This is a genomic window from Kribbella italica (genome assembly GCF_014205135.1).
Lineage (GTDB): Bacteria > Actinomycetota > Actinomycetes > Propionibacteriales > Kribbellaceae > Kribbella > Kribbella italica.
Genome location: NZ_JACHMY010000001.1, coordinates 4,157,671 through 4,183,678 on the forward strand (window position 1 = coordinate 4,157,671; position 26,008 = coordinate 4,183,678).

The following is a 26,008-nucleotide window of genomic DNA, read 5'->3' on the forward strand; positions in this document are numbered from 1 at the left end:
TAGGCCCTTGTAGCGTTCCGGACACGCACCGCAACCACCGGGCGTGAGCAGTGGGGGGAGGACCTGTGGCCGAGACAGCACTGGAACCGTTCGGCGTACAGCTGAGGAGGTGCCGCCAGGCAGCCGCCCTGAGCCTGCGCCAGCTCGCAACCCGCGTCGGCTACGACCACAGCTACCTGTCCCAGGTCGAACGCGGCCGCCGCCCGGGCTCCGCCCACCTGGCCCACCTGTGCGACCGAGAGCTGGCCGGTGCCGGCACTCTGACCCAAGCCTTCCAGCGGGACCGTCAGGCGCGACCCCTCCCAGCAGTCCACGGTGGGCCACTGGAAGCTGTGCGGCACGGGGTGATCGAAGCGTTCGCACAGTCCTCGGTGGGAGCCGAGTGGTCGACGGTGACCGCCGCCTACGCGAGTTCCTTCAGCCTCACGCCGGCCGCGGACCTGCTGCCGGAGCTGACCGCCGACCTCGAGATCCTGCACCGGACGGCCGGCTCCGACGCCGCCGAGCTGGCGGTTCCCGCCGCGGAGTTCGCCGTACTGATCGCTCTGGCGCTCTCCTCCTCGGGCAGATCCCGCGCCGCCGAGCGCTGGTGGCGGACCGGCCGCGCGACCGCCGACAGGTCCGGCTCGGGCCGGATCGCCAGCCAGGCAAGGAGCTGGCAGGTGATCGGCACGACCGACGCCGACGGCGCCGAGCTGTTGGAGTTGGGAGTCGAGGCGCTCACCCTGGCCGAGCACCCCCGGGACCAGGCTCGTGCTCTTGCTGCGCAGGCTCGCCTGCTTGCTGTGCTCGGCCGACCTGAGGAGGCTCGGCAGGCGGTGCGCTTGCTGCCGGACGGGATCGACAGCTCAGGCTCCGTGTTCGGCTGGGCTGCCTACGAGCCACCAAGCGTCGAGAGCTTCGTGCACACCGTGCTGGGTGACACGGGCCCGGCGTACGTGGCGTTGGATCGGGCGCTCGGGCTGTGCCCGGCCGAGCGACCGCGGGAGGGGGCCGAGCTTCGGCTGTTGCTGGCGGAGTGCCTGGTGCTGGACGGCGACGTGTCGACCGGGTTGGCGATGGCAATGGCGACTCTGGTCGAGCTCGAGGATCAGTGGCACAGCCCGGGGTTGTACGACGCGGGCGGCCGGGTGCTGGCCGCCGTACAGGGCAAGGAGCTGACCAGGCCGGCCGTGCGGGACTACCGGGAGCTCCTGCGGCGCCGGCCGTTCGCGGGTCGGAGTGTGGGCAGCGGGTCGAGCGCTGGGGACGGGCAGGGGTAGCGTGCCGAGAGTGACGACAGCAGACGGTGGAGTGGCAGTGACAAACGCGTGGGACTTCCAGCTCGAGCTGCGGAGCGACCCGGCCAGTACGGCGGCCCGGACGGCGGTGCTGGACGAGCCCGGCTTCGGTCAGGCCTTCACCGACCACATGGTGGTCGCGAACTGGTCGGCGGACCGCGGCTGGTTCGACCCGAAGGTCACGGCGTACGCGCCGCTCAAGGTGAGCCCGGCGGCCGCCGTACTGCACTATGCGCAGGAGATCTTCGAAGGACTGAAGGCGTACCGGCACGAGGACGGCTCGGTCTGGTCGTTCCGTCCGGAGCTCAACGCGGCCCGCTTCCGCCGGAGCGCGCAGCGGCTCGCGCTGCCGCAGGTGGAGGAGCAGGACTTCATCGCCGCACTGCGCGCGCTGCTGACCGTCGACGAGGCCTGGGTGCCGGCGACGGGCTCCGGTGAGAGCAGCCTGTACCTGCGGCCGTACATGATCGCCACCGAGGCCGCGCTGAGCGTGCGCCCGGCCAACGAGGTGCTGTTCGGCGTGATCGCCTCACCCGCCGGCGCGTACTTCGAGACCGGCCCGAAGCCGGTGTCGATCTGGCTGACCACCTCGTCGATCCGCGCGACTCCGGGCGGCACGGGCGCGGCCAAGTGCGGCGGGAACTACGCCGCCAGCCTGGCCGCGCTGGCCGAAGCGGTCGCCAACGGCTGCGACCAGGTCGCCTTCGTCGACGCGGTCGAGCGCCGCTGGCTGGAGGAGATCGGCAGCATGAACCTGTTCTTCGTGCACTCCGACGGTACGATCGTCACGCCCGAGCTGTCCGGCTCGATCCTCGAGGGCGTCACCCGGACGTCGGTGATCGACCTGGCCCGCGACCTCGGCCACACCGTCGTCGAGCGCCGCGTCTCCGCCGACGACTGGCGCGACGGCGTCCGCTCCGGCGAGATCACCGAGGTCTTCGCCTCCGGTACGGCGGCCGTCATCACCCCCATCGGCCGCCTCGCCTGGCCCGACGACGAGCTGCTGATCGGCGACCACACGGCCAACCACGGCGTCGGCCCGATCACCGCCACCCTGCGCAAAACCCTGCTCAACCTCCAGTACGGCCGGATCCCCGACGACCGCGGCTGGCTGACCCGGTTGGTCTGAGCCGACTCGTCCGCCCCGGGCTCAAGGGTTGGGACGCGGCCCGTGCATGCTTCGTGCCATCGACCGATGGCCGGCCGGGCGGACCTGCAGCACTCAGTAACCGGCGGCGCGGGGCAGGGCTTAGGCGTGGGCGAGCGTGGGAATGGCGGCGTGTTCCGGGTTGGTGAGTGCTGGATGTCCCCCTCCCCGGTTAGGTTGGCCGTATGGCGGAGTCCTCGGCGGGGTCCACGGGTGCAGCGAAGAAGAAGGCTGCCAAGAGCAAGAGTCCGGCGATCGAGCTCGAGGTCGGGGAGCGGATCGTCCGGATCTCCAACCCGGACCGGGTGTACTTCCCGGCGCGCGGCGAGACCAAGCTCGACCTGGTGAAGTACTACCTGTCGGTCGGGGACGGGATCGTCCGCGCGCTGCGGGAACGGCCGTGCATGATGCACCGGTTCCCGGAGGGCGTCGCGGGCGAGAAGGTGCACCAGAAGCGGCTGCCGCACGGCGCGCCGGACTGGATGGAGACCGTGCGGGTGAAGTTCCCGCGCTACAACCGGACCGCCGACGAGCTGTGCGTCACCGAGGTCGCGCACGTGGCCTGGGCGGTGCAGATGTCGACCGTCGAGTTCCACCCGTGGAACAGTCGCCGCGCCGACACCGAGAAGCCCGACGAGTGGCGGATCGACCTCGACCCGATGCCGGACTGCCCGTTCGACCGCGTACGGCGGGTCGCGCACGTGACCCACGAGCTGCTCGACGAGCTCGGCGCGGTCGGCTACCCGAAGACCTCCGGCGGTTCGGGCCTGCACGTGTACGTCCGGATCAAGCCCGAGCACGGCTTCACCGACGTACGGCGGGCCGCGCTCGCGTTCGCCCGTGAGGTGGAGCGGCGGGCACCGGACGACGTCACCACCACGTGGTGGCGCAAGGACCGCGACCCGGCCAAGCTCTTCGTCGACTTCAACCAGAACGCGAGAGACCACACGATCGCCGCGGCGTACTCGGTCCGCGGCAACCCCGAGGCCACGGTCTCGACGCCGATCCGCTGGGACGAGATCGACGACGTCGAACCGCGCGAGTTCACCATCGCCACGGTCCCCGCGCGGTTCGCCGAGCTCGGTGATCTGCACGAGACGATCGACGACAACCCGTACACGCTGGACACGCTGCTGGAGTGGGCCGACCGCGACGAGCAGGAGGGCGCGGAGGAACCGCCACCGCCGGAGGAGTAGCCGCGGCCTCCAGCGCTCAGCTCCCGGCGAAGCCGTGGTGCAGCAAGTCGGTCAGTAGCTCGATCGCCTCGTCGTCCGCGATCGTGCGCCCGGCGGCGGCATTGACGACCAGCCACTGGTAGGCGAAGCCCTCCATCAGCGCGTTCATCGCCGAAATGTGGAGGGTCGGGTCGTCCGTCGGCAGGTGGGCGAAGTGCTCGACCAGATGCGCGTCGTCGTCGGCCATGAGCTGCTGCAGCCGCCGGCCGAGCACCGGGTCGACCATCGACGCCTGCTTCAGCGCGACCATCTCCGGCAGATGCCGCTGGTAGAACCGCCAGAACATCGCCACGTGCCACCGGATCGCCGCGCGATCGCTGAAGTCGGCCGAGTGTTCCGCATCCTCGAGCACGACGGTGTCCGCCTCGGCGAGCAGGTCGGTGAGCAGTGCCTCGAGCAGCTCCTCCTTGCCGGCGAAGTGGTTGTAGAACGACCCGGTCGCCCGCCCGGCCGCGGCGGTGATGTCGGTGATCTTGGTGTTCAGGTACCCGCGCTCGGCGAACACCTCGCGCGCGGCCTGCTTCAGCGCGGCCTCGGTCCCGGCCGCCTTCTCCTTGCGACTGCCCGTCAGCACCCCGACCACCTCCTTGACAGCGAAGACTAGCGACGCGCACACTGAATTCAGATTCAGTGAATCATGATTCAGTGAAAGGGAGAAGCCTATGAAGGTACTGATCGCCGGCGCCGGACCGACCGGACTCACGCTGGCCATCGACCTGGCCCGCCGCGGGATCGCCGTGCGGCTGGTCGACCAGGCCGCGGCGTACTTCGAGGGATCGCGCGGCGACGGGCTGCAGCCGCGGACGCTGGAGGTGTTCGAGGACCTCGGCGTGCTCGACGAGGTGCTGACCCAGGGCATCCCGGCCCCGGCGATGAAGGTGATCATCGACGGCCGATTCGTCCAGGAACGCCGGATGGCCCCGACCGTCGACCCGACCCCGGACGCGCCGTACCCGAACGCGCGGATGCTCGGCCAGTCCCGGATCGAGACCATCCTGCGTGCCAAGCTCTCGGAGTACGGCGTCCAGGTGGAGCTCGGCACCGGCCTCGAGACCTTCACCCAGACCCCCGACGCCGTGACCGCGCGGCTGTCCACCGGCGAGACCGTGACCGCCGACTATCTGGTCGGCGCGGACGGCGGCCGCAGCACGGTCCGCAAGACGCTCGGCATTCCCTTCGTCGGCACCACCGACGAGTCGATCCGGATGCTGCTCGGCGACGTCGCGGCCGACGGCCTCGACCACGACTTCGGGTACTGGTTCGCGCACGGCACCAACCCGATGTTCGGGGTCATCCTGACCCCGCTGTCCGGCGGCGACCAGTTCCAGTTCGGTACGCCGCTCGACGACGACCACGTCGACCCGAGCCTGGAGACCCTGCAGGAGCTGGTCGACCGCTTCGCCGGCCCCGGCGTCGCGAAGCTTCGCGACCTGACCTGGTCGACGATCTGGCGGCCGAACATCCGGCTCGCCGAGCGGTTCCGCGACGGTCGCGTGTTCCTGGCCGGCGACGCGGCCCACGTGCACCCGCCGACCGGCGGCCAGGGCCTGAACACCGGCGTCCAGGACGCGTACAACCTCGGCTGGAAACTTGCCAGCGGCAACGAAGAGCTACTAGCGACGTACGAGACCGAACGCTGGACGAACGCCGAGCGGGTGCTCGGGATCAGCACCGGCCTGATGAAGAAGTACCAGGACGGCGACGACCGCGCCCACGAACGCGGCCGCGACACCCAGCAGCTGGACATCACCTACCGCGACCTGGCCGACCCCGCCGCCCTGACCACCGGCGACCGCGCACCGGACTCACCGCTCCTGGATGCCCAGGGCAACAAAACCAGACTCTTCGAACTTTACCGAGGCCCGCACGAGACCCTGCTCCGCTTCAGCCCGACCGGCCCGTCCTACCACCCCCACACCATCGACATCACCCACACCCCGACCGGCAAGTCCTACGTCTCTCCCGAAGCCTTCACCTACTACGACGCCCACGACGGCGACGAGCTGCTGATCCGGCCCGACGGCTATGTCGGCCGGACCGAGCGCGCCCTACGATGACCGGGTGCATTTCACGGAGTACCACACGCGGCTCGCGGCGTACGCGCTGATCGTCGACGAGAACGAGCGGATCCTGCTCACCTGGTTCAACGGCAACGACCGGAACGAGCCGTGCTGGTCGCTCCCCGGCGGCGGCGTCGAGTACGACGAGACCGTCGAGGACGGCGTTGTCCGCGAGGTCCTGGAGGAAACGGGTTACCAGGTCGTCCTCGGCGACCCACTGACGGTGCACTCGTTCACCGCACCGGGCGAACCGGACCGGCCGCTGCCGTACAAGTCGGTCCGGATCGTCTATCGCGGGACGATCACCGGCGGAACCCTCGGCACGCTCGAGATCGGCGGCACCACGGACTTCGCCGAGTGGAAGTCGCTCGACCTGGAGGGACCGCGCGCCGATATCGTCGACGTCGCGATCGCAGCCTGGCGGAGTCACCGCGCGCGGTAACGCCGCATCGCGTGGTGCAGCGTCTGGTTGACGACGCCGGGGAGAGTCAGTTCCCACTCCCCCAGCGTCTCGACCACGTCGCCGCCGGTCCCGAGCTTCCACCGCAGCAGGCCGAACTCGCGCCGCTCCGGATCGAGACAGTCCGAGATCCCCCGCATGTCGTAGTACGCGGCACCGTGCCTGAACGCGTCCTGCATCATCCGCCACTGCAACGCGTGGCTCGGCCGGACGTCGCGCCGATGGCTCGCCGACGCGCCCGTCTGGTACCAGACCCGGCGCCCGACCACGTTCATCGTGTGCGCGGCCAGCACTTCTCCCTCGTACGACGCCAGGTACAACCGCATCCGCCCGTCCGCCTCGGCGTTCAGCACGCGGTACTGGCGCTCGTAGTACCCCAGCGTCCGCCCGAGGCGGAAGCCGTTGCGCTGCTCGGTGGTCTGCAGCAACCCGTAGAACGTCGGCAGATCACTCTCGTCACCGATCCGGGTCTCGATCCCGGAACGCACCGATTTCTTGAGGTTTCGCTGCCACTCGCTGTTCATCGCGGTGAGCACGCCGTCCAGCGAGGGCAGCGGGACCTGGAAGACGTACCGCGGCTGAGCATCCCCGCCGTCCTCGCACCGGCTCCACCCGAGCGTCCGCAGCCGATCGCTCACCGACGACCCCACCGGCTCGACCAGATCAGGCAGCACGTCACCGATCCGCAGCGACGGACCGGCCGCCGCCTTCAACGTCGCCGCCTTCCACCGCCGCAGCTCAGGCGGCGGACCGACCCGTACGGCGAACGCGCCCGCCTCGACGAGGTGCTCGATCAGCGGCGTGAGCCACCGCTCCAGCGACGCGTCGGTCCAGTCGATGTCCGGTCCTTCGGGCAGGTAGGCGAAGGACCGCTTGAGACCGGGCACCGAGCGGTGCAGCACGAGCGCCGTACCGACGATCTCGTGGTCCGCGTCGCGCCAGGCGAGCAGCTCGGGCCGCCAGTCGGGCTTGACCTGCGCCCACGACGGGTTCTGCAGAAAGCTCCGGCCGCCGTACAGGTCGCCGGCGGCCAGGTACGTCATCGCGTCGACAGCTCCCACTGTCAGCCGGGTTTGTCGAGTCGGACTCAGAGTCGTCGCCAGCACAAGGCACCTCCGGGTCGGCGTGATCGGATCCCTTACCCACAAAGACGTTGGCACCCCTCGGAAAAGTTCTGCCCGCCGTCAACTCTTCGACGCCACGAACCAACCGGAGTGTCACAGCTCAACTGAGACGGGTGATCCGATCCTCGATCCGGAACTGCACACCATCGGCCGCGGCCAGGTAGACGTCCTGGTCGAGCAGGTTGCCGTCGAGCCGGAGAAGCCCGCGCGGACTGCTGTAGAACTGCCCGCTGCCCATCGCCGCGACGTCCGTGATGGCGACCGAGCCGGCCACCTCGCCCAGCCGGGCCAGGAAATGGATCGCCTCGTAACAGGACTCGCCCACCGCGTTCAGAGCCGGAGCCCAGGCTCCGAAGCGCGCGTAGTAGTCGCGCGCGAACTCGCTGCTCTCGACCGTCGCCAGGCCGTCGAAGTACGCCGCGGCGGCGTACAGGCCGTGGTTCGCGGCGGCGCCGGCACCCAGCAAGGTGTTCTCCTCGACCGCCGGGCTCAGCCGGACGAGTCGCTCACTCAGCCCGGCCCGTGCGAACTGGCGGCTGAAGTGCACGGCGTCCTGGCCCATCAGCAGCATGATCACGCCGTCCGCCGCACTGCGGCCGAGCGCGCGCAGGACGGTACTGAAGTCCGTCGTGCCGAGTGGGACGTACGACGTACCAATGATCTCGGATCCTGAGCCCTGTAAGGCCGAAGTCGCCACTCCGCCGGTCACCCGTGGGTACACGTAGTCGTTGCCGACCGCCACCCATCGCCGGACGCCGTACTGGTCGCGCAACCAATGGGCCGCGGGCAACAACTGGTTGACCGGGCGTTCCCCGAGCATGAAGAGACCCGGCGTGTTATCGCGACCCTCGTGCATCGCCGCGAACGCGTAGACGACCCGGCCGCCGATCCGCTGCGTGAGAGCGACGCGTACGGCGGAGATGTGCCAGCCGGCGACGGCGTCGACCCGGCCGGTGTCGACCAGCCGGCCGACCTCCTCGGCGACCACCGCGGGCGCGCGCCCGGCGTCCACGTGAAGCAGCTCGACCCGGCGGCCGGCGATCCCGTTGCGCGCGTTGAGCTGCTCGACCGCGAGCTGCCCGCAGGCCAGGCAGGACGGGCCGTAGATCCCGGTCGGCCCTTGGCGCGGCACGACGAAGGCGATCGAGATCACCTCCGCGGAGCCTGGCATGCCGACCAGTGTGGGCCAACGGGCCCCGGTTCTCCGAGCGCTGGGCTATATTCACCGCAGGGTGAGACGCCGCTCGCCGCGGTGTCGCCGCCGTACCGGCGACAACGACCCGGGGAGGAACATGTCGACCAGCCTGCTCCTCCTGCTCAAGCAGGCCGAGCGCCGGATCGAGCTCGGACTGCTGCCGGAGCTGGACGAGTTCGAGCTGACGATCGAGCAGTGGCGGGTGATGTCGGCACTGCACGCGGAGCCGGGCCTGCCGATGACGACGCTCGCCGAGACCGCCGTCCTGCCGCCCGCGAGTCTCACCCGGCAGGTCGACAAGCTGGTCGAGCGCGGGCTGGTGCTGCGCCGGGTCCACCCTGAGGACAAGCGGCGCATCGTGACCGCGTTGTCGCCGGTCGGTGCGACCGTCGCGGCCCGGGTGCGCGGCGCGGAGCGCCGGGTCGAGCGTGAACTGGACGTCGCCGGTTTGCTTCCAGATGGAAATACAAGAACGTAGCGGTTGCGTCATCTGCCGGTAACAGACGGTTCCTAGGTTCCTTCCATTCGGGTGCATCGACTGCACCACCCGCCTGAAGGTGCCCGCCAGGAGTTCGTGATGACCGTTGAACCCTCGCTCGACCAGCGCACTGATCCACCCGCTCCCAGTACGGCGACCCGCGAGACGCTCGAGGACTACACGCTGCGGTTCGCCCCGCGCAGCTACCGCAAGTGGTCGACCGGCGTGGTCGGTGTCTCCGCGCTCGGCGGGATCGCCTACCTGGCCGACTTCGCCATCGGCGCCAACATCGGCATCTCGTACGGCACGACGAACGCGCTGTGGGGCATCGCGATCTTCGCCGTGGTGATCTTCGCGACCGGCCTGCCACTGGCGTACTACGCGGCGCGCTACAACGTCGACCTCGACCTGATCACCCGGGGCAGCGGCTTCGGGTACTACGGATCGGTGGTGACGAACGTGATCTTCGCGTCGTTCACCTTCATCTTCTTCGCCCTCGAGGGCTCGATCATGGCGCAGGGGCTGGAGCTCGGACTCGGCGTTCCCCTCTGGCTCGGGTACGCCGTGTCGACGCTGGTGATCTTCCCGCTGGTGATCTACGGGATGAAGGTGCTGTCGACGCTGCAGGTCTGGACGACGCCGTTGTGGCTGGTGCTGATGGTGCTGCCGTTCGTGTACCTGGTCGTCTCGCACCCGGAGTCGGTGTCGTCGTTCTTCGCCTACCAAGGCGAGAACGGGCAGGGCGCGACCGACGTCGGATCGATGCTGCTCGCCGCCGGCGTTTGCCTGTCGCTGATCGCGCAGATCGCCGAGCAGATCGACTACCTGCGCTTCATGCCGCCGAAGACGCCGGAGAACTCGCGCCGCTGGTGGTCGGCGATGCTGCTGGCGGGACCGGGCTGGGTGATCTTCGGCGCGCTGAAGCAGGCGATCGGGCTGTTCCTGGCCGTCTACCTGATCGCGAACGTCGCCGACGGCGCGTCGGTCGCGAACGAGCCGGTGCACCAGTTCCTGGAGATCTACAACGGATTCCTGCCGGGCTGGCTCGCGATGACGCTGGCCGTCGTACTCGTTGTCATCAGCCAGATCAAGATCAACGTCACCAACGCCTACTCCGGCTCGCTCGCCTGGACGAACTCCTACACGCGACTGACCCGGCACTACCCCGGCCGGCTGGTCTTCCTCGGCCTCAACCTGCTGATCGCGCTGGTGCTGATGGAGGCGAACATGTTCGACTTCCTCAACACCATCCTCGGCTTCTACGCCAACTGCGGCATCGCCTGGATCGTGGTCGTTGCCTCCGACATCGTCTTCAACAAGTACCTGCTGAAGCTCTCGCCGCTGCGGCCGGAGTTCCGCCGGGGGATGCTGTACGCCGTCAACCCGGTCGGCTTCGTCTCGATGGCGGTCGCCGCGGGGGTCTCGATCCTGGTCTTCTTCGGGGGGCTCGGCTCTGCGATCAGGCCGTACTCGCCGTTGGTCGCGATCGGTCTGGCGCTCGTGCTGCCGCCTCTGCTGGCTGTCGCGACCGGCGGACGGTACTACTTGCGCCGTACCGACGACGGCATCGAACTCCCGATGCTCGACGAGCACGGGAACCCGTCGGGCGCCGTACTGACCTGTCATGTCTGCCGGCAGGACTACGAACGGCCCGACATGGCGGCCTGTGCGACGCACGATGCGTACGTCTGCTCGCTGTGCCTGAGCACGGACAAGGTCGCCGATCACGTCCTGCCCGCTTCATGAACTTCACTCCCGGCGAGGTCGAGAAGCTCCTGCTGTCGGTCGCGGGCATGGTCGCCCGCGACCGGCTGTCGCGAGGAGTCCTCCTCAACCACCCGGAAGCCGTAGCCCTCCTCAGCACCTGGGTGATCGAACGAGCCCGCGAAGGCGCGCTGGTCGCCGACCTGATGGAAACCGGACGGACAGTGCTGTCCCGCTCGGACGTGATGGAGGGCGTGGCCGACCTGCTGCACGACGTCCAGGTCGAAGCGACGTTCCCCGACGGCCGCAAGCTCGTGACCATCCACCACCCGATCATCTGAGGAGCTGCCCATGTCAGCTGAAGGCCCTGGAGCCGTCCGGGTTGCTCCCGGCACCATCGAACTGAACGCCGACCGGACGCCGTCCGAGCGGCTGCGGCTGGTGATCCTCAACACCGGCGATCGTCCGGTGCAGATCGGTTCGCACCTGCATCTTCCTGATGCGAACTCCGCACTTGCCTTCGATCGGGAGGCCGCTGAGGGGTTCCGGCTGGACATTCCTGCCGGTACTTCGCAGCGTTTCGAACCTGGAGCCTCGCGTGAGGTCGCCGCGGTGAGCCTCCGCGGGCGACGCGTCGTACCGGGTCTGCAGGTGAAGCATGGTTGAGATCTCGCGTGCGGCGTACGCCGCCTTGTACGGGCCGACCGTCGGCGACCAGGTGCGGTTGGGCGACACCGACCTGTGGGTGGAGGTGGAACGCGACCTGACCGTCGGCGGGGAGGAGGTGGTCTTCGGCGGCGGGAAGTCGATCCGCGAGTCGATGGGCCAGGGGACGACCACCCGCGCCGAGGGCGCGCCGGACACGGTGATCACCAACGTGCTGGTGATCGACTGGTGGGGCATCGTCCGCGCGGACGTCGGTCTGCGGGACGGGAAGATCGTCGCGCTCGGCAAGGCGGGCAACCCGGACATTGCCGACGGCATCCACCCCGACCTGCGCATCGGCCCGTCGACCGACGTGATCGCGGGCGAAGGGCGGATCCTGACCGCCGGCGGGATCGACTCGCACGTCCACCTGCTCTCGCCGTCGCAGCTGCACGAGGCCAGCGCATCCGGAATCACCACGATCGTCGGCGGTGGGACCGGGCCGAGCGAGGGCTCCAAGGCGACGACTGTCACGCCCGGCGCCTGGCACCTCCAGCAACTGCATCGCGCCCTCGACGACTTCCCGCTCAACGTGCTACTGCTCGGCAAAGGAAACACCGTCAGCGCCGAAGGCCTCGCCGAACAAGCACTCGCCGGGGCTGCCGGTTACAAGGTCCACGAGGACTGGGGATCGACGCCCGCCGCGATCGACGCCGCCCTGCGAGCCGCCGACGACTGGGGGCTCCAGGTCGCGCTGCACGCCGACTCGCTGAACGAAGCCGGCTTCGTCGAATCCACCCTCGCGGCGATCGCCGGGCGCTCCATCCACGCGTTCCACGTCGAGGGCGCCGGCGGCGGGCACGCACCCGACATCCTCTCCATCGCCGCGCACCCGCACGTCATCCCCGGTTCGACCAACCCGACGCTCCCCCACACCGTCAACACCGTCGCCGAACACCTCGACATGCTGATGGTCTGCCACCACCTCAACCCCGAGTTCCCCGAGGACCTCGCCTTCGCCGAGTCCCGCATCCGCGCCACCACCATCGCCGCCGAGGACGTCCTGCACGACCTCGGCGCCCTGTCGATCACCTCGTCCGACGCCCAGGCGATGGGCCGCATCGGCGAGGTCATCACGCGGACCTGGCAGGTAGCCCACGTGATGAAACTCCGCCGGGGGCACCTGGACGCCGGTGGCCCGCCGGACCTCGGCCCCGCCGACCCGACGGGCGGCGGCGCCGGCGTGGCGCTGATCGGCTCGCTGGCGGACAACGATCGCGTGCGGCGATATGTCGCCAAATACACCATCAATCCGGCAATTGCCCACGGAATCGACTACCTGGTGGGGTCGGTGGAACCAGGCAAGCTCGCCGACCTGGCGTTGTGGGAGCCCGCGTTCTTCGGCGTCCGGCCGGCACTGGTGATCAAGGGCGGGACGATCGCCTGGGCCGCGCTCGGCGATCCGAACGCCTCGATCCCGACGCCGCAGCCGGTGCTGATGCGGCCGGCGTTCGGGGACGCGATCGGCGCGCGGACGTCGTACTCGTTCGTCGCTCCGGCTGCGCTCGAGAACGGCCTGGCCGAGCGCCTCGAACTCCGGCGCGAACTGCTCGCCGTACGCCCGACGCGCGACGTCGGCAAGGCGCAGCTGAAGAACAACGACGCCCTGCCGTCGATCGAGATCGATCCGGAGACGTTCGCGATCACCGTCGACGGCGGTCTGATCGAGCCCGCCCCGGCCGACCGGTTGCCACTGGCCCAGCTGTACCAGATGTTCTGATGGGATCGCCCGAACTGGTCGCGATGATGCTCGCCGACGCGCGCCTTCCCACCGGTGGGCACACCCAGTCCGCCGGCCTCGAACCTGCCGTCCGCGCGGGACTGGGCGCCGACGGCAACAAGCTGGCTGAGGTCGAGCAGTACGCGCGAGACCGCCTCCGCACGGTCACGCGGGCCGAAGCAGGAGTGGCAGTAGTCGCCCGCCACCTCACCGCAACTGTCGACCAAGGTCTGCAAGCTCTCGAGGCCGCTTGGGCTGCTCGGGTACCGAGTCACGTTCTTCGGAGCGTGGCCCGGCGGCAAGGGCGGGCCTACCTGCGGTTGGCGACGAGGGTTTGGCCCCAAGTGGCCGAGCATCTGCTGGCCGATGGCGAGGTTCCGCGGCCGATCGTCGTCGGGGTGGTTGCTGCGGTCAACGAGCTGTCGGCCACGCAGACCGCTCGCCTGATCGCGTACGACGACGCGCAGACGGTCGTTGCCGCGTCGCTCAAACTGTTGCCGGTTGACCCCGCCGATGCGGCGTGCTGGTTGGCCGCGTTGCACCCCGACATCGAGGAGCTTGTCGTCGACGTCGCCGGGCTGACCCGCGCGGCCGACGTACCGGCGTACGGGGCTCCGCTGATCGATGTGTTCGCCCAGAACCACTCCGTCGAGAGAATGAGGTTGTTCCATGCCTGAGTCCAGCAGGTCGTTCCGGCTCGGTGTCGCAGGGCCGGTCGGTACCGGGAAGAGCTCGCTGATCGCCACCGTCTGCCGCGAACTCGCCTCCGAGTTGAGGCTCGGCGTGATCACCAACGACATCTACACCGACGAGGACGCGCGGCTGCTGCGGTCGGCCGGGGTGCTCGACGCCGAGCGGATTCGCGCGGTCGAGACCGGCGCCTGCCCGCACACCGCGATCCGCGACGACGTCACGCCGAACCTGATCGCCGTCGAGGATCTCGAACGCGACTTCGCCCCGCTCGACGTCGTCCTGGTGGAGTCCGGCGGTGACAACCTCACCGCGACGTTCTCCCCCGCGCTCGTCGACGCGCAGATCTTCGTACTCGACGTCGCCGGCGGTGGGGACGTCGCGCGCAAGGGTGGTCCGGGGATCGCGCGCGCCGATCTGCTGGTGGTGAACAAGACCGACCTGGCGCCGTACGTGGGGGTGGATGTCCCGCGGATGGTCGCGGACGCGGAGGCCGCGCGGGCCGGCAAGCCTGTGCTGGCGTTGTCGCGGACGGATGCTGATTCGGTCGCGGCGCTGAAGCGGTGGGTGCTGGAGATGACGGCGATCGTGCGCGGAGGCGCGCACGTGCCGGTCGATCCTGGCCCGATGGCGCCGCACTCGCATGCCGGCGAGGACGGCGAGATCCTCACCCACGTTCATGCTCACTCGCATTGACGTCGTTGCCGATCCCGTGCGGGATCGGTGCGTACTACGCACCGGCAACCTCTCCCCCCGGCGACTGCCGGCGCCGTACGGCGTGGTGCGGGTCGCACTGGTGGCCGCGGGCGCGTTGTTGCTGGCGGGGGACGACGTCCGTCTTCAAGTAGTTGCCAGTGGCAAGGTCAAGCTGGAGATCGTGGAGATCGCCGGAGCAGTCGCTTACGCGATGCGGGGCGGATCGGCTCGGTGGGAGGTGGACATCGCGCTGACCGACGGCGCTGAGCTGAGCTGGCACGGCGAACCGTTCGTTGTCGCCGAGGGTGCGGATGTGGAGCGGTCGAGCTCGATCACGCTGGATGAGGGCTGCCGGGCGACGCTGCGCGAGTCGCTGGTTCTCGGCCGCCACGGCGAGGCCGGCGGGCGACTCCGGACGAGGACGAGAGCGTTCCTCTCCGGCGGAGCCGACCCGGCGAGCTCCAGCCTGGCGAACTCCGGCCCAGGGAGCTCCAGCCCGAGCGAGCTGCTGGTCGAGGACCTGGATCTGGCGCCCGGGGTGCGTTCGGGGTGGGCTGTGCTGGGCGAGGCTCGGTGCCTGGACAGCATCACCACGCTCGGGCACCGTCTACCGGAGGCGCCGCAGACGCTGCAGCTCGAAGGCCCGGGCTCGATCGCGCGCCGGTTGGTCGGAGAGCAACACGCGAGCGATCTCGGGAAGCTCTGGGCGGATCTCCACCACTCACCAACCCCGGTGGGCAGCGGATGATCAGCGAGTTTCAGGCGGGAGACCACGTGTTGCGCAAAGGTTACTGAGTGGTGGAGGTCCGCGCTTAGGATCTGGGGATGCGCTCACTCGACCCAGCTGCCGCCCGTGAACGTGCTGCCGAGCTGGCAACGCGACCCGAGCGGGCGGTCCTCGGCATCACCGGGGCCCCCGCGGCCGGCAAGTCGACGTACGCCGAACGACTGGTCGCGGAGCTGATCGCGGACGGACTGAAGGTCGCGTCACTGCCGATGGACGGGTATCACCTCGCACAGTCCGCGCTGGACACGCTGGGCCTGGCGTCGGTGAAAGGCGCGCCGCACACGTTCGACGCGGCGGGTTTCGTCGCGCTGCTGCGGCGCCTGCACGAACGGGACGGCACGGTGTGGGCCCCACGCTTCGACCGCGAGCTGGAGGATTCGATTGCCGCCAGCATCGAGATCGGGCCGGAGATCGACCTGATCGTCACCGAAGGCAACTACCTGCTGCTCGACCAGGAGCCCTGGGCAACGGGTCGCCAGCTGCTCGACGAGGTCTGGTACATCGACCTTCCCGAGGACGTCCGGCACGCTCGCCTGGAGGCCCGGCACCGCCGCTTCGGGCGCTCCTCCGAAGAGGCCCACGACCGCACGTACGGGTCCGACGAACGCAACGCCGAACTGATCGCCTCCACCAGGCCGTCAGCAGATGCGGTGCTGCACCTCAGCTAACTACAGGTCCGCTCGATGAAACCGGCGACGCCGTCCAGGTAGAGCTGGAGGCCGAAGTCGAAGTCCTGGTTGTCGGCTTCCTCGAAGGCGATGTCCACGTCGAAGACGCCGGCGTCGAGGACCCGGCCGAGGGCGGGCAGGCTTCGGCGGTCGACGACGGTGGACAGGATCGCGCCGTACCGGCTGAAGATCTCGGGCTGGTCGGCGAAGCCCGCGGCCAGATCCATGGACAGGCGGATCTGGCCGTGCACGTACGTCATCACGCCCATCACCACACCGACCTTGCCCTCCTCGCTCAGGCCGGTCCCGGCCAGCGCTCCGAGCGCCGCGTCGAACCAGGCGAGGTTGCGCGGACCGGCCGGCGGGCCCGTGATCGGGATCTGCGCGTACCAGCGGTGCTGGCGCGTCACCGTCAGCACGTTGTCGGCCCAGAACGTCAGCCCGGTCCGCCAGTCCGTCCCGTCCGGCATCGGCGCCGGGTACTCCAGCGCGGCGTCCGACATCAGCGTGAGCAGCTCGTCCTTGCTCTTCACGTGCCGGTACAGGGCCATCGTGGAGTTGCCGAGCCGTTCGGCCACCCGCGCCATCGACACCGCCGCGAGCCCTTCGGCGTCCGCGAGCTCGATCGCCGCCTGAGTGATGTCCTCGGCCGTCAGCGCCGGCTTCGGTCCGCGCCGGGTCGCGTCCTTCAGTCCCCACATCAGCGCCACGTCCGCGGGTAGCTCACTCATCTCCACCGCCTCAGTCTAGAAACGTGTACTGCGTACCTGCTACGCTATTTAGCGTACCCGATACGCAGTAAGGGGGAAGTCCATGATCGTCGAGGCCACCGGCCTGACCAAGTCGTACGGCGGCACCGAGGTGCTGTCCGGGGTCGACCTGACCGTCCGCGAGGGTGAGGTGGTCGCCCTGCTCGGCCCGAACGGCGCCGGCAAGACCACCACCGTGCGGATCCTGACCACGCTCACCCGCCCGACCGCCGGCAGCGCCACCATCGCCGGGTACGACGTCGTCCGCGCGGCGACGAAGGTCCGCGGCGTGATCAGCCTGACCGGCCAGTACGCCGCGGTCGACGACAACCAGACCGGCCGGGAGAACCTCGTCATGGTCGGCCGGCTGATGCATCTCGGGCGCGGCCCGGCGAGACAGCGCACTCGAGAGCTGCTCGAACGCTTCGGCCTCACCGACGCGATGGACCGCCGGGTGAAGACCTACTCCGGCGGTATGCGCCGCCGGCTCGACCTGGCGATGAGCCTGATCGGCCGGCCGCGGGTGATCTTCCTGGACGAGCCGACCACCGGGCTCGACCCGGCCAGCCGGCTGACGATGTGGGAGGCGATCGGCGAGCTCGTCCGCGACGGGACGACGATCCTGCTGACGACGCAGTACCTCGAGGAGGCCGACCGCCTGGCCGACCGGATCGTGCTGCTCGACCACGGCCGGATCACCGCGGCCGGGACCGCCGACGCGTTGAAGACGCAGATCGGCGGCGAGCGGATCGAGCTGTACTTCGCCGAGCCGGCCGACGCGCGGATGGCCGCGCACCTGCTCGAAGGGCTCGCGGACGGCGTACTGGTCAATCTTCCGTCCGACGGTACGGCGGCGCAGCTGCACGCCGTACTGGACGACCTGCGCGCGCACGGTCTGCAGCCGGCGCGGGTCTCGTCGCACCGGCCGACGCTGGACGACGTCTTCCTCACCCTGACCGCCAAGGAGCCGGTATGAGCCACGAGGGATTCGGTGCCGCGGTGAGCGACACCGTGACGATGATCGACCGGAGTGTCCGGTTGAGCCGGCGCAACGTCGACACCCTGTTCGTGTCGATCCTGCTGCCGTTGCTGATGATGATGCTGTTCGTCTACGTGTTCGGCGGCGCGATCGAGACCGGGACGCAGTACATCAACTACGTCGTACCGGGGATCCTGCTGCTCACCACCGGGTACGGCGCGTCGAACACCGCGATGGCGGTCGCCGACGACATGACCAAGGGCATGATCGACCGGCTCCGCTCTCTGCCGGTGCGCAGTTTCGCCGTCCTGACCGGGCACGTCACGGCGAGCGTCGCGCGCAACGCGGTGTCGACGGCGATCGTGCTGCTCGCAGCGCTGGCGATGGGCTTCCGGCCTGACGCGTCGGTGGCCGAGTGGTTCGGCGCGATCGGGCTGCTCGCGCTCTACGTGATCGCGCTGTCGTGGCTCGCGGCCGGGCTCGGGGTGATCGCGAAGACGGTCGAGTCGGCCAGCACGCTGAGCTTCTTCATGCTGTTCCTGCCCTACCTGAGCAGCGCGTTCGTGCAGCCCGAGACGATGCCGCGCTGGCTGCGGCCGATCAGCGAGCACCAGCCGATCACACCGGTGATCGAGACCGTGCGCAGCTTCCTGACCGGTACGCCGCTGGGCAGCAGCGGCTGGATCGCACTGGCCTGGTGCGGCGGCCTGCTGGTCTTCTCGGTCGGCTTCGCGTCGCTGCTCTACCGGCGCCGTGGCAACAGCTGAAAAAACGAATGCCCCGACCTTGGATCGGGGCACTCGCCCGTGCGGGTCCCGGGGGGAGTGGGACCTCCACACGTGGGGGGGACCTCAAATCTATCGCCTCCGAAGGGTCAGCCCGGAACCGGGACGGCGATTCTCGAAAGGCTGTCCGCTGAGCGGTCGATCGGTGCGCCCAACGGTCGCTGTCCGTCCTCACAGCTACCCACCGTACTTCTTTTCCGGTCGTGTCGATTTCGGCGGTTCTGGTCCGACGTACCAGTAAGAGCGAGACACCAAGGGAGAGGGTCAGCATGAACGAGAACAGCGCCAACCAGATGATCGTCACCATGCTGGCCGAGGGGAACCCGGTGTGGTTCGTCGCGGCGATGGTGAACATGCGCAGCCACGACGTCTACCTGATCGGCCAGGCCGCCGGCTACCCGGACAAGGCGAAGCTGCGCCGGGCCGTGTGGGCCGAGAAGAACCGGACCCGCGCCGCCGCCTGATCAGGCGTGGGCGTTCATCAAGGACTCCATCCAGGTCGTCACGGTCGGGAGCATCAGGCTCCCCGAGTGGGCCGCTCCCTCGACGAGGTCGAAGGTGACGTCCAGGCCGTGGGAGCGGAAGTTGGCCTCGAGGGTGCGCAGGCGCTCGATCCGGGTGTTCCCGGTCTTCTCGACGCCGTCCATCCAGTTGGACTCGCCGGGGTTGTTGATCTCCCAGGTCTCGACGTCCTCGGTGCCGACGACCATCTGGATCGGGACCCGGCGCAGCGCGTCGAAATCGATCGTCTGGCCGAACTTCTCCTCGAACCCCCGCGTTCCGAGCCACCAGTCGAGCTTGTCGTCCAGCTGCGTGATCCGCCCGGGCGCACCGATCGACGCCGCGGCCAACCGCTCGGGGTGCAGGTAGAGGAAGCGGTGCACGAACTGCCCGCCGCCGGAGAACCCGTGCAGGTAGAACTTGTCCGTCGCGACCGGGAACCGCTCGGCCACCTCGTCGACGATCGACAGCAGCATGTGGTCGAACCGGATGCCCTGGTACTCGATGAACTTGAAGTTGTGCAGGTCGGTCGGGTCGATCAGCCCGGCCGGGAAGATCGGTGTCAGGATCACCACGCCGTGCTCGTCGGCGAACGGCTTCAGGTGGTCGCGGTACTTGGCCGCGGTCCGCGCGGTCCCGTGCTGGACCACCAGCAGCGGCGCCTGGTCGTCGTCCTTCAGCTGCTGGGGCACGTAGAGCAGGTAGTGCAGCCGGGGGTCGGCCTGCGAGGCGAAGATCGGGATCGACCCGCGCTGGTAGAACGCAGCGGTAGGGGCGACCTGCTGGGTGTCGGTCATGAACGTCCTTCGGTGAGAGCGAATGCCGCGCGCAGCTCGGCCACCCGCTCCGGCTGCCAGCCGGGTCCGGGGGCGGAGGAGAGCAGCATCTGGGTGTAGGGGTGACGTGGCCGGCGGAGCAGCTCGGCCGTGGCGTTCTGCTCGACGTCGTCGCCGCGGTACATCACCAGGATGTGGTCGGTGACCTCACCGACCACGGCCAGGTCGTGGCTGACGAAGACCAGCGCGATCCCGAGCGCGGCGCGGAGCTCGTTGAGCAGGGCAAGGATCCTGGCCTGGACCGAGACGTCGAGCGCGGAGACCGCCTCGTCCAGCACGAGCACCTTCGGCCGTACGGCGAGCGCCCGCGCGATCGCGACCCGTTGCCGCTGGCCACCACTGAGCTCGTGCGGCCGGGACGCCGCGAGCTTGCTCGCCAGGCCGACCTGGTCGAGCAGGTTGGCGACCTCGGCCGCGGCTTGGGCTTTGGCCAGGTCCGAGCGGTGCCGGTTCAGGACGTCACGCAGGCAGGACTCGACACTGAGCCTGCGGTCGAGCGAGGTGTAGGGATCCTGGAACACCATCTGGATCTCCCGGGCGCGGCGCAGCCGGGCCGCCTTACCGCGCTCGGACCGGCCGGTCTCCCGGCCGTCGACCGTGACCGTGCCCCCGTCGGGCGTGGCCAGGCCGACCAGCATCCGGGCGACCGTGGTCTTGCCGGAGCCGGACTCGCCGACGACGCCGAGCGAACCACCGGCCTCGACGGAGAAGCTGATGTCGCGAGCGGCCACCACCGGCGCCTGCCCGCGGCGGCCGTGGAAGGTCTTGCAGAGCTTGTCGACCGCGAGAACAGTCATCGGGTCACCACCTCGCCGTCCTGCTCGGGCAGCGTCGGAACGGCTTCCGACAGCTGCCGCGTGTACTCGTTGGCCGGGTTCTCGAAGATCGTCGCCCCGGGCTGGTGGTCGACGATCAGCCCCTCGCGCATCACGTACACGCGGTCGCAGTACGCCGCCGCCAGGTGCAGGTCGTGGGTGATGAACAGGACGCCGAGGTCCCGCTCGCCACGCAACCGCTTGAGCAAGGCAAGTACTTCGGCCTGCGTGGTCACGTCCAAAGCGCTGGTTGCCTCGTCGGCCAGCAGCAGCTTCGGGTCGATGCTCAGCGCGGCCGCGATCACGACCCGCTGCAGCATCCCGCCCGACAGCTGGTGCGGGTACTTCCTCAGCAGACTCTCCGGGTCCCGCAGCCCGACGTGCTCGAACAGCGTGAGCAGCTTGGACCGCGCGGCCTTCTTGGTCAGCCCGTGCACCTGGACCAGCCGCTCGGTCGCCGAGTCGCCGATCCGGCGTACGGGGTTGAGCGCCGTACGGGGTGCCTGGAAGATCATCGCGGCGTCGTTCGCCCGGATCTTCTGCACGGTCGCGTCGGCGGCGGACAGCACGTCCACTCCCCCGACGCTGACCCGGCCGCCGGCCTGGGCTTCGTCCGGGAACAGCCGCAGCGCCGCGCGGGCGGTGGTCGACTTGCCGGACCCGGACTCGCCGACCAGCCCGACCGTCTCACCGGTTGCCACCTGCAACGAGATCCCGCGCAGGATCTCCACCGTCGGGACGCGCAGCGTCAGGTCCTCGATCTCGAGCAGCATGCTCATTTCCTCACCGCCAGCTTGTCGGACAGCCGGACGCCGATGACGTTGGTCGCGACCACCACGATCGCGATCGTCAGCCCGGGGATCAGGGCCGGGCCGACGATGCCCTGGATGACACCGGTCCGGCCTTCCTGCACCATCAGGCCCCACTCCGAGCTCGGCGGCTGCGAGCCGAAGCCGAGGAAGTTCAGCGACGCGAGGCTCATCAGGCCCTCGCCGAACAGCACGACCAGGTAGCCGACGAGCGTGGGCATCAGGTTGGGCAACAGGTACCTGCCGCACAGCACGACACCGCCGACTCCCTGCAGGCGGTACGCGTCGACGTACGGGCGGGCCATCTCCTCCAGCGCGATCGCGCGGGTGAACTTGGCGATCGCCGGCGCGTAGGCCAGCGCCATCCCCAGGACCGAGGTCAGTTGCCCGCGGTCGAACACCGCGATCACCAGGACGACGAACAGCAGGCCCGGGAACGCGAACATCACGTCGGTCACCCGGCTCAGCGCCGTGTCGACCCAGCCGCCCTTCCAGGCAGCGGTGATGCCGATCACGACGCCCATCACGGTCGCGACCGCGAGCAGCGCGATCGCGCCGAGCAGGCTCGGCCGCGCCCCGTGGATGATCCGCGACAAGATGTCGCGGCCCAACTGGTCGGTGCCGAGCCAGTGGGTCGCGTTCGGCGGCTCCCAGAGCGCGCCGAAGTCGGTCTGGGACGGATCGAACGGCGAGACGATCGGCGCGAAGACCGCGGCGATCACGGCCAGCGCCAGGACGGCGGCACTCAGGTAGAACGGCCACTCCTGGCGACGGCGGGTGGCCGTGGCGGTCAGGACGGGCGCGGACAGATCAACGGTCATGAGACGCTCCTGGCCAGGACCCTTGCGTCGAGCAACGGATAGATCAGGTCGACGAGCACAGTGACGGCCATGTAGGCGATCACCATGTAGAGCAGGATCGCCTGCACCACCGGGAAGTCGTGGGTGTTGATCGCCTCCACCAGCAGGCTGCCGATCCCGTTCAGCCCGAAGACTCCCTCGACCACGACCGTGCCGGCCAGCATGCCGGCCAGGATCAGCCCGCACATCGTCACGATCGGGCCGAGGGAGTTCCGCAGGACGTGCCGCAGGACGGTCTTCCGGGACTGAAGACCGTAGCTGCGGGCCGCCTCGACGTGGTCGAGACTCTGCTGCTCGACCATCGTCTGCCGGGTGACCCGGCTGACCACCGCGATCGCGCCGAGCGCGAGCGCGATGGCCGGCAGGGTGAGGTGGTGGATCCGGCCGAAGAAACCCTCGCCCGGGCCCGACACCGAGAACCAGCGCAGTTTCACCGCGAACACCGAGATCAGCACGACCGCGACGACGAAGTTCGGGATCGAGGTCGCGAACGTGGTGATACCGGTGATGAAGGAGTCGATCGCGGTGCCCTTGCGCAGCGCGGAGACCACGCCGAGCAGGACACCGATCACGATGAACAGCACCCCGGAGTACGCGACCAGGGACAGCGTCACCGGCAGCCGGCTGCCGAGCAGGTCGGTGACCGGCTGCTGGTAGATGAACGACGAGCCGAAGTCACCGTGCAGCAGATCGGTCGCCCAGATCCAGTACTGGTGCAGGAACGGCTGGTCCAGGTGGTACTCGGCCCGCACCGCGGCGATCCGCTCCGGTGTCATGTTCTCCGGGTTGCCGATCAGGAACGCGACCGGGTCACCGGGCGCTGCGTACATCCCGGCGAAGATCACGAACGAGCTGATCACCAGGGTGAGCACCATCGCGCCAAGGCGCCGCAGTGCGACCATGTCAGGCCCCCTTGGTCCCGAGGTCGGCGGCCCACGGCGAGTAGCGGTAGCAACCGCTGGCCGGAACGCCGGTCACCTTCGACGACAGCGCCACCGTGCTCGGGCTGTCCACCACCGGGATCCACGGCATCGCCTCGGACCACTTCTTGGCCAGCTCGATCGCGATGCCGGCCCGTTCTCCGTCGTCCAAGGCCGCGCGGCCCTTGCTGACCAGCGCGTCGTACGCCGGGTCCTTGAGCAGCCACTGCACCGTCGAGGTGCTGACGCCGTTCTTGTAGAAGCCGACCGGGTCGTTCTTGGAGACGAAGTAGTCGTCGGTCAGGATGTCGACGCTCTTGCGGATCGTCTCGTCGTACGGGTCGTACTGCGCGGTCGGGATCTGCGTGATCGTTGCCTTCAGCCCGATCTTCTGGGCGGCGTCGACGAACGCGTTGGCGATCACGTTGCGGACCGGCGATCCGTCGCTGGCGATGATCAGCGGCTGGGTCTCCCCGACCTCCTGGACCAGCTTCTTGGCCGCGTCCAGGTCGGACTGCTCGGGCTTGGCGGGCAGGCCCGGCAGGGCGTCGTACGCGGCCTTGAACTTGTCCTTCTCGTAGCCCCAGGCACCGGAACCGACGGGCTCCTTCCACGGCTGGCCGAGACCCGAGAACGCGGCCTTGGCCACGCCCGCGCGGTCGATCGACATCGCCAGCGCCTTGCGCAGCCAGACGTCCTTCAGGCCGCCGCGGTCGGTGATCATCATGTTCCAGACCCGGGTGTCCGGGCCCTGGCTGACCGTCGTGGCACCGCCGGTGGCGAGCTGGGTCGCCGAGGACAGGTTCTCCAGGTACGAGCCGGTCGCCTCGCCGGTCTTCAGGGAGTTGACGATCACGTCGTCGCTGCCCCACTTGAAGGTGATCTCGTCGGTCTTCGCGGCCTTCGGCTTGTTCCAGTAGTTCGGCGCCTTGGTCAGCGTGATCGACTTGCCGGACTGCCACTCCTTCAGCTGGAACGGGCCGGTGCAGGCGTCGGTCCCGGCCGGCGTACCGTACTTCTTGCCCTGCGACTCGACACCCTTGCGGCTCAGGACGACGCCCGCGTCGCCGGCGATCGCCTCGACGAAGACGGCGTCGGACTGCTTGAACTTGACCGTCACCTCGTTCGGGCCGGTCTTGGTGACCCCGGTGACGTTCACGTACTCGTCGGACTCCGAGGCGCCGTCGGCGCGGTGCCGGTCCAGGCTCCACAGCACGTCGTCGGCCGTCATCGGGCTGCCGTCGTGGAAGGTGACGCCCTGGCGGATCGTGAAGACCAGTGTGGTCGCGTCCTTCCAGGCGTACTTCTCGGCCAGCCCCGGCTTGAGGGTCAGGTCGGGCTGCAGCTGCAGGAGGCGGTCGCAGACGTTGGCCAGGATCAGATCGCTCTGCGAGTTGGCCGCGTCGTTGTCGAGATCGAGCGAACGCGGCTCCTTCGGCATGAACCAGATCGCCTTGTCGAGCTGACCGGCCGCGGCCGGGGTGCTGTCGACCAGCTTGATCTGGTCCAGCACCGGCGACTGCGCCGGGCTGCCGCTGTCACCGCAGCCGGCGGCGACGAGCACGCCGGCCGCGGCGAACGCCGTACCGGTGGTGAACCTCTTCAGAGAGGAGGCGGACATAGGTGCTCCTAGTCGTAAAGATTGAAGGGCACGAGCTCGTAGTCGTGCTCGCACGGGGTGCCTGCTGCGACGCGGTAGTCGCCGGTGGTGAGATCGACCAGGCTGGACAGCACGGTCGACCATTGGCTCAGCGCGCCGAGCCGGTCGTCGGGATGGGCGCAGAGTGAGTCGGGCTGCCCCAGGTGGTCCGACATCGCGCTCCGCACTGCCTTCGGTACGTCGGTGGTGGTGGCCGCCTCTTGCAGGCCTTTCCGGGCCTGTGGCACCCGGAGGAGTGAGTCAGGGGACATCGGCCGGTGCTGTGCCGCCAGCTGCGGGGGCACGAACGCCTGGTAGTGGTTGCCGTGCACAAGCAACCCGTCGACCGGGTACTCCCAGCCGTGGGCGCCCGGCGTGGTCTCGAGATCGATGCTGAAACCGGATCGGTCGGTCAGCAGGGCGTTGCTCGCGATGTGCGCCCTCGTGCGGATGAGCACCTTGAGGGCGTCGGAGATCGTCGTGGAGTCCAGGACGAGGCGCCGGATCACCGTCTGCGGTATGCCGACGGTCTCGTCGAAACGGCCGCCGAGGCCGTTCGCGTTCAGCGCGAAGCCGTTACTGCTGGCACCGTGCCGGCCGATCTGGCCGGCCTCGGTCTGGATGATCACGGTCGGTTTCGGCGGCTGGACGATCTTCAGGACCACGACGGTGTCCCTGACGGCGTGCCGCCAGTCCCAGTTCTGGCCGGCGTACACGTGACCGTCGGCGGCTGCTTGGCCGGTGATCGAGAAGGAGGTGCAGCCGTCGGTTTCGTCGGTCTTGCGGTACTTGGCGGCGTCGTACACGATCTCGCCGCGGCAGTTCAGGACAACGATCTCGCGGACCGCCACACCCGCACCGGCCGCGATGCCCCGCAGCTCCTCGTACAGTTCGGGGAAATCGGTGGCCACGAGGCGTTCCCACGGCGCGGACAGGGTCTGGATCTCGGTCCAGGTCCGGCCGAGCTGCTCCTCGAACGCGGCCCGGTAGTACGCGATCGACGCCCCGACCAGGTCGGCGGCTGCGCGTCCGTACTGCAGTCCGCGATCATAGGCCGACGGACTCGACACCTCGATGATCCTCATCAGGACGGAACTCCTTGTGGGGACTTACCATGGCATTACAGGGGGACCGTCTTTGAACGGTTCGTTACAGGCTCGATGGGA

The 26,008-nt window shown here is 69.1% G+C and carries 28 protein-coding genes; 17 read left to right on the forward strand and 11 right to left on the reverse strand.

The features are described 5' to 3' along the window. Positions 1-65: 65 nt before the first annotated feature. The 3 genes from HDA39_RS19210 (at position 66) to ligD (ending at position 3,623) form a co-directional block, all read left to right on the forward strand. Entirely contained in the window at positions 66-1,262 is a 1,197-nt protein-coding gene (locus HDA39_RS19210; protein ID WP_184796896.1) for a helix-turn-helix domain-containing protein, read from the forward strand. Between the two features lie 37 nt (positions 1,263-1,299). Beyond that, entirely contained in the window at positions 1,300-2,409 is a 1,110-nt protein-coding gene (locus HDA39_RS19215) for a branched-chain amino acid aminotransferase (RefSeq protein ID WP_337925802.1), read from the forward strand. Positions 2,410-2,612: 203 nt separating this feature from the next. Continuing rightward, positions 2,613-3,623, forward strand: a complete 1,011-nt coding sequence (gene ligD, locus HDA39_RS19220) for a non-homologous end-joining DNA ligase (protein WP_184796900.1) — start codon at positions 2,613-2,615, stop codon at positions 3,621-3,623. 16 nt (positions 3,624-3,639) lie between these two features. Here ligD and HDA39_RS19225 read toward each other — a convergent pair whose 3' ends face one another. Next, positions 3,640-4,236 carry a TetR family transcriptional regulator gene (locus HDA39_RS19225; RefSeq protein ID WP_184796902.1) on the reverse strand — a complete coding sequence of 199 codons (597 nt, stop codon included), beginning with the start codon at positions 4,234-4,236 and terminating at the stop codon, positions 3,640-3,642. A gap of 88 nt (positions 4,237-4,324) precedes the next feature. Here HDA39_RS19225 and HDA39_RS19230 point away from each other — a divergent pair, with 88 nt between their 5' ends. Both HDA39_RS19230 and HDA39_RS19235 read left to right on the forward strand, forming a co-directional pair. Beyond that, positions 4,325-5,719 (forward strand): FAD-dependent monooxygenase, encoded by a 1,395-nt coding sequence (locus HDA39_RS19230; RefSeq protein WP_184796904.1) that lies wholly within the window; start codon positions 4,325-4,327, stop codon positions 5,717-5,719. Between the two features lie 4 nt (positions 5,720-5,723). Next, positions 5,724-6,164 carry an NUDIX domain-containing protein gene (locus HDA39_RS19235; protein WP_184796906.1) on the forward strand — a complete coding sequence of 147 codons (441 nt, stop codon included), beginning with the start codon at positions 5,724-5,726 and terminating at the stop codon, positions 6,162-6,164. Here the strand turns inward: HDA39_RS19235 and HDA39_RS19240 are convergent. Continuing rightward, on the reverse strand, positions 6,149-7,225 hold the full coding sequence (locus tag HDA39_RS19240; protein ID WP_184796909.1) for a lipid II:glycine glycyltransferase FemX: 1,077 nt from the start codon (positions 7,223-7,225) through the stop codon (positions 6,149-6,151). The genes HDA39_RS19235 and HDA39_RS19240 overlap by 16 nt on opposite strands. 181 nt (positions 7,226-7,406) lie before the next feature. Then, a complete protein-coding gene (locus tag HDA39_RS19245) occupies positions 7,407-8,477 on the reverse strand; it encodes a substrate-binding domain-containing protein (RefSeq protein WP_184796911.1) in 1,071 nt (356 codons plus the stop codon). Between the two features lie 121 nt (positions 8,478-8,598). On the opposite strand from HDA39_RS19245, the gene HDA39_RS19250 reads away from it, so the two are divergent. From HDA39_RS19250 to HDA39_RS19290, 9 genes are all read left to right on the forward strand, one after another. Beyond that, positions 8,599-8,979 carry a MarR family winged helix-turn-helix transcriptional regulator gene (locus tag HDA39_RS19250; protein WP_184796913.1) on the forward strand — a complete coding sequence of 127 codons (381 nt, stop codon included), beginning with the start codon at positions 8,599-8,601 and terminating at the stop codon, positions 8,977-8,979. 99 nt (positions 8,980-9,078) lie between these two features. Then, entirely contained in the window at positions 9,079-10,725 is a 1,647-nt protein-coding gene (locus tag HDA39_RS19255; protein ID WP_184796915.1) for a purine-cytosine permease family protein, read from the forward strand. After that, positions 10,722-11,024, forward strand: coding sequence for an urease subunit gamma (locus HDA39_RS19260; RefSeq protein WP_184796917.1), 303 nt, complete (start codon positions 10,722-10,724; stop codon positions 11,022-11,024). The genes HDA39_RS19255 and HDA39_RS19260 overlap by 4 nt, the downstream gene beginning before the upstream one ends. A gap of 10 nt (positions 11,025-11,034) precedes the next feature. Continuing rightward, entirely contained in the window at positions 11,035-11,349 is a 315-nt protein-coding gene (gene ureB, locus HDA39_RS19265) for an urease subunit beta (protein WP_184796919.1), read from the forward strand. Next, a complete protein-coding gene (locus tag HDA39_RS19270; RefSeq protein WP_184796921.1) occupies positions 11,342-13,108 on the forward strand; it encodes an urease subunit alpha in 1,767 nt (588 codons plus the stop codon). Before ureB ends, HDA39_RS19270 begins: the two co-directional genes overlap by 8 nt. Then, positions 13,108-13,785, forward strand: a complete 678-nt coding sequence (locus HDA39_RS19275) for an urease accessory protein UreF (protein ID WP_184796923.1) — start codon at positions 13,108-13,110, stop codon at positions 13,783-13,785. The genes HDA39_RS19270 and HDA39_RS19275 overlap by 1 nt, the downstream gene beginning before the upstream one ends. Continuing rightward, entirely contained in the window at positions 13,778-14,494 is a 717-nt protein-coding gene (gene ureG, locus HDA39_RS19280; protein ID WP_184796925.1) for an urease accessory protein UreG, read from the forward strand. The genes HDA39_RS19275 and ureG overlap by 8 nt, the downstream gene beginning before the upstream one ends. Beyond that, a complete protein-coding gene (locus HDA39_RS19285) occupies positions 14,478-15,242 on the forward strand; it encodes an urease accessory protein UreD (RefSeq protein ID WP_184796927.1) in 765 nt (254 codons plus the stop codon). Before ureG ends, HDA39_RS19285 begins: the two co-directional genes overlap by 17 nt. Before the next feature lie 77 nt (positions 15,243-15,319). Beyond that, on the forward strand, positions 15,320-15,949 hold the full coding sequence (locus tag HDA39_RS19290; RefSeq protein WP_184796929.1) for a nucleoside/nucleotide kinase family protein: 630 nt from the start codon (positions 15,320-15,322) through the stop codon (positions 15,947-15,949). On the opposite strand, the gene HDA39_RS19295 is transcribed toward HDA39_RS19290, so the two are convergent. Continuing rightward, complete coding sequence (locus HDA39_RS19295) at positions 15,946-16,680, reverse strand: TetR/AcrR family transcriptional regulator (protein ID WP_184796931.1); 735 nt, start codon at positions 16,678-16,680, stop codon at positions 15,946-15,948. The genes HDA39_RS19290 and HDA39_RS19295 overlap by 4 nt on opposite strands. A gap of 82 nt (positions 16,681-16,762) precedes the next feature. Between HDA39_RS19295 and HDA39_RS19300 the strand changes: the two genes are divergently transcribed. From HDA39_RS19300 to HDA39_RS19310, 3 genes are all read left to right on the forward strand, one after another. Then, positions 16,763-17,674 carry an ATP-binding cassette domain-containing protein gene (locus tag HDA39_RS19300; RefSeq protein ID WP_184796933.1) on the forward strand — a complete coding sequence of 304 codons (912 nt, stop codon included), beginning with the start codon at positions 16,763-16,765 and terminating at the stop codon, positions 17,672-17,674. Continuing rightward, positions 17,671-18,444 (forward strand): ABC transporter permease, encoded by a 774-nt coding sequence (locus tag HDA39_RS19305; RefSeq protein WP_184796935.1) that lies wholly within the window; start codon positions 17,671-17,673, stop codon positions 18,442-18,444. Before HDA39_RS19300 ends, HDA39_RS19305 begins: the two co-directional genes overlap by 4 nt. Positions 18,445-18,731: 287 nt before the next feature. Next, positions 18,732-18,926 carry a hypothetical protein gene (locus HDA39_RS19310; RefSeq protein ID WP_184796936.1) on the forward strand — a complete coding sequence of 65 codons (195 nt, stop codon included), beginning with the start codon at positions 18,732-18,734 and terminating at the stop codon, positions 18,924-18,926. Here the strand turns inward: HDA39_RS19310 and HDA39_RS19315 are convergent, their stop codons facing one another. Genes HDA39_RS19315 through HDA39_RS19345 form a run of 7 tightly spaced genes read right to left on the reverse strand, consistent with a single transcriptional unit; the run spans position 18,927 to position 25,927 of the window. Then, positions 18,927-19,760: an alpha/beta hydrolase family protein gene (locus HDA39_RS19315; RefSeq protein ID WP_184796937.1), complete on the reverse strand. Its 834-nt coding sequence runs from the start codon at positions 19,758-19,760 to the stop codon at positions 18,927-18,929. It abuts the gene before it with no gap. Beyond that, positions 19,757-20,596: an ABC transporter ATP-binding protein gene (locus HDA39_RS19320; protein ID WP_184796938.1), complete on the reverse strand. Its 840-nt coding sequence runs from the start codon at positions 20,594-20,596 to the stop codon at positions 19,757-19,759. Before HDA39_RS19320 ends, HDA39_RS19315 begins: the two co-directional genes overlap by 4 nt. After that, the gene (locus HDA39_RS19325; protein ID WP_184806290.1) at positions 20,593-21,387 is read right to left on the reverse strand and encodes an ABC transporter ATP-binding protein; all 795 of its coding nucleotides are present in this window, start codon (positions 21,385-21,387) and stop codon (positions 20,593-20,595) included. The genes HDA39_RS19320 and HDA39_RS19325 overlap by 4 nt, the downstream gene beginning before the upstream one ends. A 2-nt stretch (positions 21,388-21,389) precedes the next feature. Further along, positions 21,390-22,244 carry an ABC transporter permease gene (locus HDA39_RS19330; RefSeq protein ID WP_184796939.1) on the reverse strand — a complete coding sequence of 285 codons (855 nt, stop codon included), beginning with the start codon at positions 22,242-22,244 and terminating at the stop codon, positions 21,390-21,392. After that, positions 22,241-23,185 (reverse strand): ABC transporter permease, encoded by a 945-nt coding sequence (locus tag HDA39_RS19335; RefSeq protein ID WP_184796940.1) that lies wholly within the window; start codon positions 23,183-23,185, stop codon positions 22,241-22,243. Before HDA39_RS19335 ends, HDA39_RS19330 begins: the two co-directional genes overlap by 4 nt. 1 nt (position 23,186) lies before the next feature. Then, entirely contained in the window at positions 23,187-24,824 is a 1,638-nt protein-coding gene (locus tag HDA39_RS19340) for an ABC transporter substrate-binding protein (protein WP_184796941.1), read from the reverse strand. A gap of 8 nt (positions 24,825-24,832) precedes the next feature. Further along, on the reverse strand, positions 24,833-25,927 hold the full coding sequence (locus tag HDA39_RS19345; protein WP_184796942.1) for a C45 family autoproteolytic acyltransferase/hydrolase: 1,095 nt from the start codon (positions 25,925-25,927) through the stop codon (positions 24,833-24,835). Positions 25,928-26,008 lie beyond the last annotated feature (81 nt).

Bases quoted from the DNA above. Each gene is read 5' to 3' on its own strand.
- HDA39_RS19315 (WP_184796937.1), bottom strand. From the start codon at position 19,760: ATGACCGACACCCAGCAGGTCGCCCCTACCGCTGCGTTCTACCAGCGC.
- HDA39_RS19240 (WP_184796909.1), bottom strand. From the start codon at position 7,225: ATGACGTACCTGGCCGCCGGCGACCTGTACGGCGGCCGGAGCTTTCTG.
- HDA39_RS19310 (WP_184796936.1), top strand. From the start codon at position 18,732: ATGAACGAGAACAGCGCCAACCAGATGATCGTCACCATGCTGGCCGAG.
- HDA39_RS19245 (WP_184796911.1), bottom strand. From the start codon at position 8,477: ATGCCAGGCTCCGCGGAGGTGATCTCGATCGCCTTCGTCGTGCCGCGC.
- HDA39_RS19340 (WP_184796941.1), bottom strand. From the start codon at position 24,824: ATGTCCGCCTCCTCTCTGAAGAGGTTCACCACCGGTACGGCGTTCGCC.
- HDA39_RS19275 (WP_184796923.1), top strand. From the start codon at position 13,108: ATGGGATCGCCCGAACTGGTCGCGATGATGCTCGCCGACGCGCGCCTT.
- HDA39_RS19230 (WP_184796904.1), top strand. From the start codon at position 4,325: ATGAAGGTACTGATCGCCGGCGCCGGACCGACCGGACTCACGCTGGCC.
- HDA39_RS19285 (WP_184796927.1), top strand. From the start codon at position 14,478: ATGCTCACTCGCATTGACGTCGTTGCCGATCCCGTGCGGGATCGGTGC.
- HDA39_RS19305 (WP_184796935.1), top strand. From the start codon at position 17,671: ATGAGCCACGAGGGATTCGGTGCCGCGGTGAGCGACACCGTGACGATG.
- HDA39_RS19270 (WP_184796921.1), top strand. From the start codon at position 11,342: ATGGTTGAGATCTCGCGTGCGGCGTACGCCGCCTTGTACGGGCCGACC.
- HDA39_RS19255 (WP_184796915.1), top strand. From the start codon at position 9,079: ATGACCGTTGAACCCTCGCTCGACCAGCGCACTGATCCACCCGCTCCC.
- HDA39_RS19290 (WP_184796929.1), top strand. From the start codon at position 15,320: ATGCGCTCACTCGACCCAGCTGCCGCCCGTGAACGTGCTGCCGAGCTG.
- ligD (WP_184796900.1), top strand. From the start codon at position 2,613: ATGGCGGAGTCCTCGGCGGGGTCCACGGGTGCAGCGAAGAAGAAGGCT.
- HDA39_RS19295 (WP_184796931.1), bottom strand. From the start codon at position 16,680: ATGAGTGAGCTACCCGCGGACGTGGCGCTGATGTGGGGACTGAAGGAC.
- HDA39_RS19335 (WP_184796940.1), bottom strand. From the start codon at position 23,185: ATGGTCGCACTGCGGCGCCTTGGCGCGATGGTGCTCACCCTGGTGATC.
- HDA39_RS19260 (WP_184796917.1), top strand. From the start codon at position 10,722: ATGAACTTCACTCCCGGCGAGGTCGAGAAGCTCCTGCTGTCGGTCGCG.
- HDA39_RS19320 (WP_184796938.1), bottom strand. From the start codon at position 20,596: ATGACTGTTCTCGCGGTCGACAAGCTCTGCAAGACCTTCCACGGCCGC.
- HDA39_RS19250 (WP_184796913.1), top strand. From the start codon at position 8,599: ATGTCGACCAGCCTGCTCCTCCTGCTCAAGCAGGCCGAGCGCCGGATC.
- HDA39_RS19325 (WP_184806290.1), bottom strand. From the start codon at position 21,387: ATGCTGCTCGAGATCGAGGACCTGACGCTGCGCGTCCCGACGGTGGAG.
- ureB (WP_184796919.1), top strand. From the start codon at position 11,035: ATGTCAGCTGAAGGCCCTGGAGCCGTCCGGGTTGCTCCCGGCACCATC.
- ureG (WP_184796925.1), top strand. From the start codon at position 13,778: ATGCCTGAGTCCAGCAGGTCGTTCCGGCTCGGTGTCGCAGGGCCGGTC.
- HDA39_RS19330 (WP_184796939.1), bottom strand. From the start codon at position 22,244: ATGACCGTTGATCTGTCCGCGCCCGTCCTGACCGCCACGGCCACCCGC.
- HDA39_RS19345 (WP_184796942.1), bottom strand. From the start codon at position 25,927: ATGAGGATCATCGAGGTGTCGAGTCCGTCGGCCTATGATCGCGGACTG.
- HDA39_RS19300 (WP_184796933.1), top strand. From the start codon at position 16,763: ATGATCGTCGAGGCCACCGGCCTGACCAAGTCGTACGGCGGCACCGAG.